We start from the raw sequence: 14,501 nt of genomic DNA on the forward strand, positions 1-14,501 counted from the left end.
ACCCGCCTGTGGCGGGCTCTCTGGGGATTCCGGCAGCGGGCGCCCGCGGCACTCCTGCCCGCTACATGCCGCAAATCCGCATCGCGCGTCCGCCGCCCGGCGATTGCAGCGATTCGCAAAGGCCGCGTATACCTTTTTCGTTTATCCTTAGGCCATAGCGCGAGAACAGTTTTCTTGGATTTCCCCGCAGACGAATAGAATAGGGCACAAGGTCATTCTTGATGGCTTCGGCCCGCTCATACGGCTGGTTGATCGGCGCCTGGGTTGTGGTCCTGGGGGGGTACACCGCTGCCTTCCTGACGATCAAGCCCGGGTATTCGCTGACGGCGTTCGGGGATCTGACGCAGTGCGTTCTTCCGCTGCTGGTGAATGGCTGCCTGCTGCTCAACGCCGGGACGTCGCAGTGGCGGCGCAATATTTTCTGGATGTTGCTGGCGCTGAGCTGCACGCTGTGGATGTTCGGGCAGTTTCAATGGGCGTATTTCGAAGTCTATCTGCGGGAGCCGCTCCCGGACCTTTTCCCTGGCGACATCATCTTCTTCCTGCGCGGGGTACCGCTGATGGCAGCGCTGGCCCTGCAGCCGCACTGGCGGCGCGCGGAGCCGCAGTGGCGCTACGGATATCTTGATTTCGGGCTGCTGCTGGCCTGGTGGGTGTTTCTCTACGGGTTTGTCGTGCTTCCCTGGATGTATGCCGCGCCCTTGATCGGACAGTACAACTTCAACTACAACCTGCTGGCGAACATTCAGAATCTGTTGATTGGGGGCGGCCTCGGGTATCTCTGGCTGCGCACGCGCGGTTCCTGGCGGAAGATCTATGCGCATCTCTTCGCGGGCACCACGCTGTACATGCTGGCTTCCCTGGTGATCAACGTGGCCATCGACGAACACAAGTACCACACCGGCAGCTTCTATGATCTGCCGCTGCTCGCCTCCTTTCTGTGGCTGGGAACGGCGGGCCTGGTGGGCTACCGCCACCGCGCCGAACTCGAAGCGCCCGGGGGGGAAGGCGATGCAGACAGGAACAGCGAACTGCATCGCCGCGAAAATGTGGTGATATCGCGCCTGGCGATTGCTACCGTGCTTTCGCTGCCGCTGTTTGCCATCTGGGCTCTGCGTTTCAGCGAAGATCCCGGTCCGGTAATTGATTTTCGCCTGATGGAGGTGCTGCTGGCTTCTATGCCTCTCGGGGTTCTCGTTTTTTTCCGGCAACACCTGAGCGAGGCCGATCGCTCTCGCCTTCTGTCCGCATCCCAAAATTCCGTCGCGGATCTGCAGCGGATGCAGGCGCATCTGGTGCAGTCGGAGAAGCTGGCCTCGCTGGGCCAGCTGGCCGCGGGCGCTGCGCACGAAATCAACAATCCGCTTACCGCCATCCTGGGTTTTTCCGACCTGCTTGCCGAGGACACCACGCTGCCCGAAAAGCCGCGCCTGATTGCGGGCAAGATCCGTGAACAGGCGCGGCGCACCAAGACGCTGGTGGCCAATCTGCAGAGCTTCGCACGGCAGGTGCCCAGCGAGCGCGTGCTCCTGGACATCAACACCATCATCAGCAATGCCGTGCAATTGCGCGCGCTGGACTTATCCGCCTCCACACGCATCGACCTGCAGCTCGAACCCGTCCTCCCCGGCGTGCGCGGCGACGGCAATCAACTGCTACAGATTTTCTTCAACATCCTGAGCAATGCCTTGGATGCCATGGAGGCCGCCGGGGGCGTCCTGACCATCAAGAGCATGCGCGAGCGCGGCAACGTCGTGGTGCTCTTCTCCGATACCGGCCCCGGGATGCGGGAGCCGAATCGCGTTTTCGATCCCTTCTACACCACCAAGCCCGTGGGCAAAGGCACCGGGCTGGGCCTGAGTATCTGCTACGGATTCGTGCAGGAGCACGGCGGCACGATCACCTGCGCCAACCGCCGGGAGGGAGGCGCGGTCTTCCGCGTCGAACTGCCCGCGGTCCTGGCCTCTTTCCCCGTGCGCGATCACAACACGCCGGTACCGCTCCCGCTGGTGCCAAAGAAGTCCTGACGGGCGCTCCCGCACACTATCTCTCATGCCGGACCTCGCGTACAATTCCGGAAAAGGAGATTCCCTTGCGAAACATTCAATGGCCGCTGGTTTGTCTGCTCTTCCCGGTTCTGTTGCTGGCGCCGCGGGCCGCCGCCCAGGACCCCTTGGGGAGCCTCGGGAAAATGCAGGGCACGCCGGCCGTGGCGGGGTATGAGCAGGAGCTGGCCGCGGAACTGCGCGAGAAATTACAGGAATTTTCGCCGCACACGGACAATCTGGGCAATGTCTACGTCACGCTGGGCAGCGGCGCGCCGCACCGGCTGATCGTGACCGCAGTGGACGAGCCGGGCTACGTCGTCAGTGCCATCACGCCGGAGGGGTTTCTGCGCGTGCAGCGGCTGCCGCAGGGCGCGCCGAATGCGGTGTTCGATCTGCTGCATGCGGCGCAGCCGGTGTGGGTGATGACGCGCGGCGGAAAGAAGATTCCGGGCGTGTTCGCGGGGCTTTCGGTGCACCTGCAGCCGGCACGGCAGAACGCGCCGAAGATGGCGCATCCCGATGAGATGTACGTGGACATCGGCGCGGGCAGCGCGGAAGAGGTGCGCGCCGCCGGGGTGGACGTGCTCGATCCGCTGGCCCTGCAGCGCAGCGCGTTCTCCGTGGGCGCGACCTCCCTGGCCGGGCCGGCGCTCGGCGACCGCGCCGGCGCCGCGGCACTGGTGGCTGTGCTGGAGAGCCTGGACCGCAGCCACGTCCACGGCACGCTGACAGTTGCGTTTGTCACCCAGCAGTGGACCGGCGGCCGCGGCTTGGAGCGTCTGCTGAACGAATTTCATCCCGACGAGATGATCTATGTGGGGCGCTTGTTTCCGCCCAAGGCGAATCCGGCCTCCGGAGCAGCCGCGTCTCCCGGCAGCGGGGTGCTGCTGGGAGTGGCGGACGCGGGGGCGCCGCTGGCGGATTTTCCGGCCGCAGTCAAGCAGCTCGCCGAAGCCAATCACATCCCCGTGCACACGATGACCGCGGCTCCTCCGCGCATCGCCGGCTACGCCAAGGCCAGCGCTTTTCCTGCGCGGTTCGCGCAGGTTTTCGTCCCCACGCTTTGGGCGGTCACGCCGGGCGAAGTGTTGAATTCTGGGGACCTCGCGCAGCTTGCGAACCTGCTGGCGCTGTATGCCGGATCCGCGCAGCCGCATGTCCTGCTCGGCAGCGGGCCGGCTGGGCTGGATAGTCCCGCGGCATTCTCCCTGCCGGCGCTGGTGCGGGCCTACGGGGCAAGCGGTCATGAAGGGGCGGTGCGGGAAAAGGTGAAGCAGCTTCTGCCCAAGTGGGCGAAGACGGAGACGGACGCGGCGGGAAACTTGGTCCTGCATCTCGGCGACGCCAAGGGGAAGGCCAGTGCGAAGACGCCGCGCATCGTGTTCGTGGCGCACATGGACGAGATCGGTTACCAGGTGCGGGCGATCGAGCCGGACGGGCGGCTGCTGGTGGACGTGCTGGGCGGGGGCTTCACCGAATATTTTCTCGGGCACGTCGTGCTGGTGCACAAGGCGGACGGTAGTTCGGTGGGCGGGGTGCTCGAGTTGCCCGCCGGCTGGGATCAGCCGGGGTTCGAATGGCCGCGCGGGATGAAGGCGATGGACGAGCCGTCGCATGTCTATGTGGGCACGAAATCGGCGGAGGAGACGCAGAAGCTGGGAATCCAGGCCGGGGACTGGATCACGATACCCAAGGAGTACCGGGCGTTGCTGGGGACGCGGGCGAATGGGCGCAGCTTCGACGATCGCGTGGGCTGCGCGGCGCTGGTGGAAGCGGTGCGGGCGCTGGGGCCGGAGCTGGTAGGACGCGATGTCACGTTCCTCTGGTCCACCGAAGAAGAGGTGGGACTGAAGGGGGCCGCGGCCGCTGCGGAGCGCATGGAGAAAGAGGGCCGGGCTCCGGATTTCATCTTCGCCATCGATACCTTTGTGAGCTCGGATTCGCCGCTGGAATCGAAGCGCTTTGCCGATGCGGAGACCGGCAAGGGCTTCGTGGTGCGCGCGGTGGACAATTCGAATATCGTGCCGCGGGAGTACGTGGACCGCGTTTTGGCGCTGGCGCGGGAGAACCAGATAGCGGCGCAATACGGAGTGACCGGGGGCGGGAACGACGGCGCGGTCTTTACGCGCTACGGAACGGTGGATATCGCGCTGGGCTGGCCGCTGCGCTATTCGCACTCGCCCGCAGAGGTGATCGACACGCGCGACGCGGACGCGCTGGCGCGGATCATCGCAGTGCTGGCGAAGAGCTGGTAGGGGAACTCGTCAACCAGAGTTGCGCAGGGCTTCGGCATAGCGGGCGGCGATGGCGCTCCAGGAAAAATAGTTCTGCTGGGCACAGCGGCTGCGCTCGCGCAGGGCGCCGCGCAACCGCGCATCGCTGAGGACGCGCTCCAAAGCGGCGGCGAGACCTTCGCTGTCGCCTTCCTTTACCAGGACGACTCCGGCTTCGGTGATGGGCGCGGTGGTGTCCGGGCCGCTGTAGGCGACGACCGGGAGGCCGCAGGCAATGCCCGCCAAAGCGCTGCTGCGACGCGTGGAGACCTGCCCGCGCGCAAACAGCAGCACATCCGCTTGCGCCAGCGTGCGCGCTACCTCCTCTGCGGGCAGCACGCCCAGCGTTTGCAACTCAATGCGGGAAGCGTCCAGCTCCTTTTCGAAGGCGCTGCGGGCTTCCTGGGAGTGGCGGCCGAGGACCACGAGGCGCAGGCGTCCCGCCGGCGGGGTGGCAAACCGCACGGCCTGGGCGATCACACGCGCTTCCCGCGCAATGTTGGCCCCGCCGGTCACGCCGAAGACGGCCACGCAGAGCGGCGCAGCCGGATCTTTTTCCGCGGTGCACCAGAAACGTTCCGGCGCATGCAGATTGGCGCCCACGGGAATGAAGAGCGCTTTGTGGGGCTGATCCGGAACCCACGCCAGGGTTTCCGGGAGAATCGTGAAGAAGGCGAGATCCGCGAGGCGAAAAGTTTCGCGCATGGCATGGTGCTGGAAAGTCTGGCGGATGCTGTCGACCACCCGGCCGCCGGAATAGGGGTGGACGTCGTGGAAGACCACGCCGCAGCGCGCGCCGGATTTTTTCAGTAAGCGCAGGAGGCGCGGCACACGCAGGGGAAAGCCGTGGCGCGACCAGGCGAGAGCGGTGTATTGAAGAAGGACCCAGGCGCCGCGCCACCCGGCGGCCTGCTGGCGCAGTTCCGCGAGCGCGGCGGACCAGCCGCGTTCCGCCCACGGCACGCGCACCATCTCGCAGGCGAAGCCGTGCGGCTGCAGGGCCGCGCCAAGATAGCCGCAGTACTCCTCGATGGCGTCGGTCGGCGCGTCGCGATGGCCAAGCAGCGCAATGCACTTTTGTGTCATCGAGGAAGCGCCAGTACATGGTGTTCGCCGCAAGGCTGGCAGGCATAACCGTGGAGGGAAAATTCTCCGAGTAGGATGCGGCGATTCTCTTCGCTATGCATTTCGCACAGAATTCCAGGGCGCCTCTCCTGCAGCAGGTTCTGTGCGCCGCGGAAGACTTCGACTTCGGCGCCTTCGACGTCACATTTCACAAAATCCGGAGGTCCGGACGTCCGCGCATATTCATCCAGGGATACGGCGTTCACCGGAATCGTATTTCCGGCGCCGGCGCTAACGACGCGTCCGAGACCCCGATCGGGTGAGCTGCGCGGATCCGTGCGCTCAAATAAAACCCCGCATGACTCCGACCAGACGGCCCTCTGCTCCACGGTGACCTGAGCGCAAGCGTTGCGTGCAACATGTTCGCGGAGTCGTGCGGCAACCTCGGGATCAGCTTCGAAAGACGTGACGCGGCCTTCCGGACCAACAAGGCGCGCAGCGAGGATCGTGAAGAAACCCACGTTTGCACCGATATCGTAAAACACCATCCCGGGACGCAATTGCTGCTGGAGGACGCTTTGTACTTCTGGCTCGACTTGACCCTCAAAATAGGGCCGGCCGGTGCGCGGATTCAAATGAAGCCAGAGTCCTGCGGCCGGACCGCGCTGAACCTGCACCCAGGTCCGCGCATTGCGCGGGACAAACATCCCACTTGCCCAGCTCACACACGGGCCGATCAGAGGAAGACGCCGAAGCCCCGCGAGCGGCGAAGCGTATCGCAAGAAAAGCCGCGCCAGCCGGTCGCTCGAAGCACTCACGTTATTTCTCCACCAGGAAGCTGCCGATGAGCAGCGCATCCATGCCGGAGCTGAAGAAAGTGCGGATGGCATCGGTCGGCGTATGCACGATGGCTTCGCCGCGCAAATTGAAGGATGTGTTCATCACCACGTAGACTCCCGTGCGCTTGCCGAATTCGTCGATCAGCCGCCAGTACAGCGGGTTGATCGCCTTCTCCACGGTTTGCGGGCGCGCGCTGCCGTCCACGTGTGTGACGGAGGGAATGACACAGCGCTTTTCGGGCTTCACCTGCGCGGTCAGGATCATGAACGGAGAATCGGTGGCGCTTTCGATGTATTCGGAGGCTTTCTCGGCGAGCAGGGAGGGCGCAAAGGGCCGCCACCATTCCCGGAACTTCACGGCGTTGTTGACCTTGGCGTTCATCTCCGGATCGCGAGGGTCGGCCAGGATGGAGCGGCTGCCCAGGGCGCGCGGGCCAAACTCCATGCGCCCCTGAAACCAGCCGAGAATCCGGCCCTGGGAGAGAAGCTCGGCGGCGGTGAGTGCGGGATCGGCCAGGGCGCGGTAGCGCAGCTTGTAGGTGCGCAGCGCGGCTTCGATCTGCGCGTCGGTAAACGCCGGCCCCAGGTAGGCATGCCGCATGGGCTTGTTGGGCAGGCGGCCGCCGTTCTCGAGGTACGGTGCGAGGGCCGCGCCGAGCGCCACGCCGTCGTCGGCCGCGGCGGGCTGCACGAAGATTTTGTCCACGAGGCCGGAAGCGGCGATCTTGCCGTTGGCTTTGGAATTGAGGGCCACGCCGCCCGCGAGGCAGACGTTGCGGCTGCCGGTTTTCTCCACGGCCATGCGCACCAGGTTGAGCATGGCGGTTTCGCAGGCCTCCTGCACGGCGTAGGCGACGTTCTTGTAGTGGTCGTCAATTTCGCTCTCGGGGATGCGCGCCGGGCCGAGGCGGGTGACGATGCCGTCAAGCGAACCGGAAGCGCTCTCCTGGAAGAGTTTGGTATGCACGCGGTATGGCGCAGCGTGGAGGTCGATGAACGCGCTGAGGTCCACGCCGGGCTTGCCGTACGGCGCCAGGCCCATGACCTTCCATTCGTCGCTGTATTTCTGAAAGCCCAGGTACTGCGTGAATTCGGCGTAGAAGAGGCCGAGCGAATTCGGCCAGAGGATGGTGAGCACGTGCTCGAGGCGGCCGTCGCGGCCGTGCCAGAGGGAGGTGGCTTCCCACGCGCCGCGCCCGTCCATGACCACCACGGCGGCCTCGCCGTAGCCGGAGTAGCCGAAGGTGCTGAGGGCATGGGCGAGATGGTGGTCCACAAAGCGCATGCGGGCCCTGGTGCGGCCGAAGTGCTGGGTGAAGCGCTTGGCGCCGCCCTGCTGGTGCCACATGCTGAGGAAATAGCGGGTGGAATTGAGGAGATTGAGATAGGTGAGGGGCTGGCGGCCGGTAGCGTAGCACTTCAGGTCGTGCCGGTAGAGCGGCCCCGGCGCCTGCCAGCCGAAGCACACTTCGTCGAGGTCGCCCGGCTGGGCCTGGGTGAAATCCAAGCAGGCGCGAATAGCCAGGTGCGGGAAGCCCGGGTCATGCTTGAGGCGGCTGAGGCGCTCTTCGGCGACGGCGAAGAGCAACTCGCCGTCGCGCACGATGCACGCCGAGGAATCGTGCATCTGCGAATAGTTGATCCCCAGGGTCAGCATTTGGTCTCAGGCCTTTCCCGCGGCTTTCACGCCGCAGCACCACGCCATGGGAGTATTCTCCCCGGCCATCTCCCGGACCTCGCCGCCCGCGGCGCGCACCAGCTCGGCAATGCGCGGTGCGGCGATGGCCGCGCCGCGCCAGCTTTTGCCGGCCGCGCTGGAGTCCAAGCCGAGGGCGGAGGCCGCGGCGCGGCTCACGGCGCCCAGATTTGCCGACCACAGGGCGTCCACGATGCCCCAGGCCAGGCGCCCGCGCCAGTTCATGGTGGGGGCAAAGCCGCCGTTGAACTGGAAGAGGATGGTGCCGCCGGGGCGCAGCACGCGCAGCATCTCCCGGATGTACTGGAGAACGAGGGTTTCCTCGGGGAGATGTTGCAGCACCAGATAGCTGAAGACGAAATCCATGGAGCCGGAAGCGACGCAGGAGAGATCGGAGCCGTTGCTGAGCAGCCAGAGGATATTTTTCTGCTCGCTGTGAATCTGGCGGGCGCGCGCGAGCATTTCGCGGGAAAGGTCGAAGGCGTAGACGCGCGTGAAACGGCGCGCGAAGCTGTGAGTCATGCGCCCCGCGCCGCAGCCCAGCTCGAGCATCCGCTGGCCGGTGGCGGGCAGGCCGCAGCGCGCGAGCGCGGGCACGACTAGCCGCTGGAAGTCCTCTTCGCCGGAGGCCAGGAAGGAGGCCAGGTCCCATTCCTTGCGCCAGGAAGCGATGTAGTGAAAGGCGTTTTTCCGGGCGCGTTCGTCCCAGTCCCGGCGCATCGTCTTGGTCACGGGTGAACTCACCAGCGATTCCTTTTCTGCACGAGCTCTGCACGGCCGGCGGTGCATCCCGGAAGCTCTTCAAAACGGGAAGTTGCGCCATCCCAGGTGTTCCGCCGCCGGCGCGCCTGCGCGGCCCGCCCGGGGCACTCGCTCAGTTCGCACGAAGCACTCACGAGGGTCAGGCGGAGTGGCTCCGCTACCGCCTGCACGATTTCCGTAACACAGCTCACCGCTTCGGCTGGAATGCCGCGCGCCGGAAGCCAGCCAGAAAGAGCCGCGGCGCAGACCAGGAAGCGGTGCTGGCCTGAAAACGGCGGCAGCGCTGCGCGCACTCCACTTACCCGACCGAAACACCCGGCTCCGAGCCTTTTCACGTGTCCATCCATTTTTCCAAAACAGGCGCGGCGGGCGTTGCTTCTCCGAATAAACTCCTGATTCTGCTCAGGCCCTTCACCGTGTACCAATTTCGCAGGCGATAGAAGCTGCGTGGCGGGAGAAGCAAAGAAATTCCGAGCGCCATCGCCTGAAAAACGCGGTAGCCCGCACTGCACTTCCGGTAGGACAAGCGGTAAGCCGTGCGCTCTGCTTGAAAGGTCCGCCACGTCGCGCCGCCGTCGAGCGAGAGCCGCATGCGCTCGGCATCCACCCAGATGGATTCCAGCACAGCACGCACGACCGTCTCCGGACATCCGGCTTCGGCTAACTTGGGTGGAAGGACGCGCAAGAGGGCCGACAGCACGGCTTCCTTCCGGCGAAGTTTGGCAGAGTCCTGTGAATTGAACTGGTAAAGATTCTCGGAATGCATGCGGTAGTAAAACAAAGGTGCGTCGAGAACCAGCACCGTGCCGAGGGCCGTAGCCAGGGTGAAGAGGAATTCATCCGCTTCAATGATAAGTTCTTCCGGCACGGGCAGGATGCGTTCCAGGAGGCTGCGGCGGAGCGTCAGCCGGCTGGTTCCGAGAAAGGCGCGAAGGTGCGAGAAAAGACGCGCAGCCGTCACGTCCTTCAAGGACAAGCGAACCGTTTTCTCCGGTACGACGAGAAGGGGCGCCCGCTCATCCGGAAAAACTTCGTAGAGACCGTGACCCACGGCACCGAGGCCGGGATTCGCTCGCAGGCATTCGCAGACTGTGCGCAGCTTCCCGGGGGCCCACCAGTCGTCTCCGTCGAGGAAGGCGATGATCTCGCCGCGGCACTCGGCAATGCCGGCATTGAAGGCCGAAGCCTGGCCGCCGTTAGCTTTGCGCAGGACGCGAATTTGCGGCGCAAAGCGGCGCAGGATCTCCGGCGTGCGGTCGGTCGAGCCGTCGTCCACGACGAGAATTTCGCGGTCTTCGGCGGGAAAATCCTGGTCCAGGACGCTGCGCAGCGCCTGCTCGATGAAGCGCTCGTGATTATAGGTGTCCACCAGGACGGAGACGAACGGCCGCGTCATTGCTTTGCCTTCTCCATGTTGTTCATCGCGCGCCGGGCGCCGCGCGCAGTTGCTGCTCCTGGGATTCGATGATCTGCTGCAGGATCTCGTCGAGCCCCACGGTAATGCGCCAATTCGGGTAATCACTCTGGAACTTCTTCAGGTTCGAGATGTAGCAGATGTGGTCGCCCTTGCGCGCCTGGTCCACGTAGTTCCATTTCAGCTTCTTGCCGCTCATTCGCTCGATGCGCGCGATGGCCTCCAGCATGGAGACGCTGTTGGCACGCCCGCCGCCCAGGTTGTAGACCTCGCCGGGGCGGGGATTGGCGGCAAACTCCTCGATGGCGCGCACCACGTCGTGGCTGTGAATGTTGTCGCGCACCTGCTTGCCTTTGTAGCCGAAAACGGAATAGGTGCCGCCGGTGAGCGTTACTTTCACCAGGTAGGAGAGAAAGCCGTGCAGCTCCACCCCGGAATGCGCCGGCCCGGTCAGGCAGCCCCCGCGGAAGATGCCCACCTTCATCCCGAAGTAGCGCCCATATTCCTGCGCGACGAGGTCCGCGGCGGCCTTGGAGGCGCCGAAGAGCGAGTGCAGGGTGCGGTCGATGCGGCAGGTTTCGGCGATGCCGTCGTAATCTTCCGGGCGCGCGTAGTCGTAGCGGGTCTCGAGCTCTTTCAGCGGCACCTCGTTGGGCGCGTCGCCGTAGACCTTGTTGGTGCTGAGGAAAACGAAGACCGCCTCCGGGCAGTGCTGGCGTGTGGCTTCCAGGAGATTCACCGTGCCCATGGCGTTCACTTCGAAATCGAGCAGGGGGATGTCGCGGGCCTTGTCGTGCGAAGGCTGCGCGGCGCAGTGCACGATAAGGTCGAAGCGGTGCGCGCGGAAGAGCTCGCCGAGCGCGTCGCGGTCGCGGATGTCCAGGTCCGCGTGCGTAAAATTCTTTGTCGCCCGTTTGAGCCGCTCGAGATTCCAGGTGGTGTCGCCGGGCGCGCCGAAGAAGACCCGGCGCATGTTGTTGTCCACGCCCACGACGCGGTGCCCCTGGCGGTCGAAATGCTCGACCGCTTCCGAGCCGATCAGCCCGCTGCTGCCGGTGACCAGAATGTTCCGGGCGCTCAACGCGTGGTTCCTCCTGCGTCGCCGGACCTCAGTCCCAAGCGGTGACGGATGGGGCGAGTCAGATCCAAGAGTGAAAACCACGCCTTGCTTGCCAGGGCCGCTGCTTTTTTCTTTCCCCCGGCCCAATGCCGCCAATAATTGCGGCGCAACCCGCGCGCCGACAGGCGGTGTGTAGCGTCCTCCATGGTGCAGAACTTTCTGCCGCGGTCCAGCAGAGCATAATTCTCCTGGGCCTCCTGGCCCTGCCACACGCCTTTTTCGCCATCCGGATGATAGGAATAGTCGTGATTTTGATGGACGGCGAGAACGGCGCTGGAAGCGTCCACCACCGGCGCGCCGGAAGCGCGGGCAAACCATACGAGCCAGTTATCCCAACCCGGCCGGCCGATCACAAAGGGCGGAATTCGGTTTTGATAGAGCCCGCGCGCAAAAACGAAATAATCGATCCACTGTGGCGGGCGCCGGCGATTGGCAGCCAGAGCGCGGCGACGGATGCGCTCCCGGCAATCGGGCTGGGCAAAATCGAGCGGCTCCACGATGTCCGTATCCCAGCGCCGGCCGATCATCAGGAACCGTGCGTGCTGCGCGAGCAGGGCCTCAAGCGCCAGCCGGAAATCGGCGAGCAGCAAAATGTCGCAATTGACGTAGCAAAGCAAGTCGTGCCGGGCAACCTCCTGTGCGCGGTCGAAAATCGAGCTCAGATACTTCGTGCCGTGCGCGTTGCGCCGCACCTCGGGAATGTAGGACACGCCAAGGGCTGAGGCGGCCTCCGCTGCTCCTGCCTCCTCTCCAAAAAGCAAAACCTCGGCATCGGGGTGCATGGATTTCCAGCTCTGGATGGCGTTGCGCTGGATCACGCCGATGTGCCCGGCGAAGGGTTTCGGTGTCGAGAAAAACGTCAGCATGGTGGTCCTATGGGCTCCCTGCGCATCATGGGCGCGCGCTCAGCCAAAACGAGCGCGCATCTCCGGGAATCGTTCTTGCGGCACAGCAACAAAATTCCCGTCGTACGAATCGCGATCCGCATCAACGGGCGACAGCCGGCCTTCTCCGTCCGGGGAGAACCACTCATAGCCCCGCATGGACAAGAACTGAATTATCTCTCGAGCGGGGTAACCCCACGCTTGTGTACGAAGATCCTGCACCTCGCATAGAACGAGTGGCCGCGGACGGCGATCCAGCAGCCGCACGGCGCCTTCCAGCACCCGGCGCTCACCCCCTTCGACGTCCATCTTGATAAAATCCACACGGTCAATCTGGCGCATCTCTAGAAAAGCATCGAGTCTGTCCTGCTGTACACGCAATTGGGACACGGCCTGGTTCACCCGTGGAGGTCGCAGGCTGTTGCAACCGGTTTCCGATCCGTCCACAACAAAGAGTGTCTCCTCTCCGTCATTGCTTCCCAACGCAACAGATTCCACGTGGACGTTCTGGCATCGGTTGAGGCGCAGATGAGCAACCAGCTTCTTTCTCTCGCGCGGGGACGGTTCGAAGGCAAAGACGATGCCTCCCGGCTGCACTCTTTTTGAGGCAAGAACAGCGTAGAAGCCGTGGTGGGCACCGATGTCCAGTACCACCATTCCCGGCCGAAGGAACCGGTCGGTGAAAGTAACCTCGCGGGGTTCGAAACTGTCGGACAGAAGAGCAAGGCCGCAGAAATCCGCCCGCGCCAGCCACCAACCGCCGTAGGGGAGTCGCAGGGGAAGTACGGCTCCGGGAAACCATCGGAAATAGCGAAAGCCAAACGACGCTCGTTGCTCTGGCCATGATTTCTGAAAGAACTGAATGAGCCGCCTCGCCATACCAGACTGCCGTACTGACAATTCTCGAATCATTGGGGGCTCCGCGCCGACCGTCGGCGGTAGAGGGTTCTCATTTGCGCGCGGGTCTCCCACGATGCGGCAAGCGTGTTCGCTCTATGTCGCCTCTGCACACTACGCGTTTGCGCGAGCACTCCCTCTCCGCCGGCATACCAGCAGTGAAATTCGGCCGAGCCTGTTCCGTTGAGTTGCCGCTGCCTGGTCATGTCCGCTTTCCGCCGGGAGGAGAAACCGCCGCGAAGTTCGGTTCGGCACACGCACCAATCTTCAAAGCGATAGGAATATTCATGATGCCACTCCACTCGTCGCGCGCATGCTGGTAGGACTCCGTGGCCACCAACATATCTGGGACGCTCTCCCACAGATCCACCTCGCCGGAGTCATCCCACAAGGTAACCAGCCAGGAATAGATCCCGGGCCGCAGTGGTAGCGAGGGGAATTCATAGACCACCTCGTGCAGGCCCGCTTCCAAGTCGAGATTGTCCGTGCCATAACCCCACATCAGCTGGCGTTCCGCGTTGTAGAGGGCGATGCCGTGGTGCGCGTGGCAGATCGGCTTATGAACTTCGAGCAGGAAGCGAACTTTTGCGGGACCCAGCGTCTGCAAGGCGTGGGGAGAGCTTCCTTGCGGTTCGGCAATGTCCCAGCGGACGAAGCGCGCCTTTTGCGTGGCACTATTTCCGCGGGCCGAAGACATGCGGTCGCCGGCGGTCATGGCCGCTTCGTAGGCGCTCACCACTCCCGCAGCCGGGCCGTTCTGGCGTACTGTGCCGCTGTCCAGCCAGATGGCGCGGTGGCAGAGGCGGCGGATCTGGTTGAGCTGGTGGCTCACCAGGACGACGGTGCGCCCGGCCCTCGCGACATCGCCCATCTTGCCCAGACATTTTTTCTGGAACTTGATGTCGCCGACGGCCAGCACCTCGTCCACCAGCAGGATCTCCGGCTCCAGGTGCGCAGCCACGGCGAAGGCCAGGCGCACGTACATCCCGGTCGAATAGTGCTTCACTTGCGTGTCGATGAACTTCTCCAGTTCGGCGAAGGCCACGATTTCGTCGAACTTGCGGTCGATCTCGTTCTTGCGCATCCCCAGGATCGCGCCGCTCAGATAGGTGTTCTCGCGGCCCGTCAAATCCGGATGAAATCCCGTGCCCACTTCCAGCAGGCTCCCGACATGCCCGTGGATTTCCGCCCAGCCGGCGGTGGGGCGGGTAATGCGCGAGAGGATCTTCAGCAGCGTGGTCTTGCCGGAGCCGTTGCGCCCGATCAGACCCAGGACTTCCCCCTGTCGCACTTCCAGGCTCACGTCCTGGAGCGCCCAAAAGGTCTCCTGCGGGGCATGGCGAAACAGCCGCAGCGGGGAGCGCAGCGTGCGCGTCAGCACTTCGCGGAGCTGCAGCGCCTCTTCGCGCTGGCCGATGCGGTAGCGTTTGCTCAGTTCGTGTGCGCGAATGACCACGTCGCTCATCGCGCGGTCCGTTTCCCGGGGCGAAATGTTTTCAGCGG

General features: G+C 64.3%; 11 protein-coding genes. 3 read left to right on the forward strand and 8 right to left on the reverse strand.

All coding sequences use genetic code 11. The features are described 5' to 3' along the window. The first annotated feature begins 218 nt into the window (after nt 1-218). Nucleotides 219-2,027, forward strand: a complete 1,809-nt coding sequence (locus LAN61_00745) for a HAMP domain-containing histidine kinase (GenBank protein MBZ5539023.1) — start codon at nt 219-221, stop codon at nt 2,025-2,027. 65 nt (nt 2,028-2,092) lie between these two features. Further along, the gene (locus tag LAN61_00750) at nt 2,093-4,303 is read left to right on the forward strand and encodes a M20/M25/M40 family metallo-hydrolase (GenBank protein ID MBZ5539024.1); all 2,211 of its coding nucleotides are present in this window, start codon (nt 2,093-2,095) and stop codon (nt 4,301-4,303) included. Nucleotides 4,304-4,312: 9 nt separating this feature from the next. Here LAN61_00750 and LAN61_00755 read toward each other — a convergent pair whose 3' ends face one another. From LAN61_00755 to LAN61_00780, 6 genes are all read right to left on the reverse strand, one after another. Beyond that, complete coding sequence (locus LAN61_00755; protein ID MBZ5539025.1) at nt 4,313-5,407, reverse strand: glycosyltransferase; 1,095 nt, start codon at nt 5,405-5,407, stop codon at nt 4,313-4,315. Further along, nucleotides 5,404-6,093: an FkbM family methyltransferase gene (locus LAN61_00760; protein MBZ5539026.1), complete on the reverse strand. Its 690-nt coding sequence runs from the start codon at nt 6,091-6,093 to the stop codon at nt 5,404-5,406. Before LAN61_00760 ends, LAN61_00755 begins: the two co-directional genes overlap by 4 nt. A gap of 112 nt (nt 6,094-6,205) precedes the next feature. Further along, the gene (locus tag LAN61_00765) at nt 6,206-7,882 is read right to left on the reverse strand and encodes a carbamoyltransferase (protein ID MBZ5539027.1); all 1,677 of its coding nucleotides are present in this window, start codon (nt 7,880-7,882) and stop codon (nt 6,206-6,208) included. Nucleotides 7,883-7,888: 6 nt separating this feature from the next. Beyond that, nucleotides 7,889-8,665, reverse strand: a complete 777-nt coding sequence (locus LAN61_00770) for a class I SAM-dependent methyltransferase (protein MBZ5539028.1) — start codon at nt 8,663-8,665, stop codon at nt 7,889-7,891. A gap of 349 nt (nt 8,666-9,014) precedes the next feature. Beyond that, nucleotides 9,015-10,079, reverse strand: coding sequence for a glycosyltransferase (locus LAN61_00775; GenBank protein ID MBZ5539029.1), 1,065 nt, complete (start codon nt 10,077-10,079; stop codon nt 9,015-9,017). Between the two features lie 22 nt (nt 10,080-10,101). Beyond that, nucleotides 10,102-11,535: an NAD-dependent epimerase/dehydratase family protein gene (locus LAN61_00780; protein ID MBZ5539030.1), complete on the reverse strand. Its 1,434-nt coding sequence runs from the start codon at nt 11,533-11,535 to the stop codon at nt 10,102-10,104. A gap of 53 nt (nt 11,536-11,588) precedes the next feature. On the opposite strand from LAN61_00780, the gene LAN61_00785 reads away from it, so the two are divergent. After that, nucleotides 11,589-11,939: a hypothetical protein gene (locus tag LAN61_00785; protein MBZ5539031.1), complete on the forward strand. Its 351-nt coding sequence runs from the start codon at nt 11,589-11,591 to the stop codon at nt 11,937-11,939. Nucleotides 11,940-12,122: 183 nt separating this feature from the next. Here the strand turns inward: LAN61_00785 and LAN61_00790 are convergent, their stop codons facing one another. Both LAN61_00790 and LAN61_00795 read right to left on the reverse strand, forming a co-directional pair. Next, nucleotides 12,123-13,013: an FkbM family methyltransferase gene (locus LAN61_00790; GenBank protein MBZ5539032.1), complete on the reverse strand. Its 891-nt coding sequence runs from the start codon at nt 13,011-13,013 to the stop codon at nt 12,123-12,125. 187 nt (nt 13,014-13,200) lie between these two features. Continuing rightward, the gene (locus LAN61_00795; GenBank protein ID MBZ5539033.1) at nt 13,201-14,463 is read right to left on the reverse strand and encodes an ABC transporter ATP-binding protein; all 1,263 of its coding nucleotides are present in this window, start codon (nt 14,461-14,463) and stop codon (nt 13,201-13,203) included. Nucleotides 14,464-14,501: the final 38 nt, after the last annotated feature.

Source organism: Terriglobia bacterium, assembly GCA_020072785.1.
Taxonomy (GTDB): domain Bacteria; phylum Acidobacteriota; class Terriglobia; order Acidiferrales; family UBA7541; genus Acidiferrum.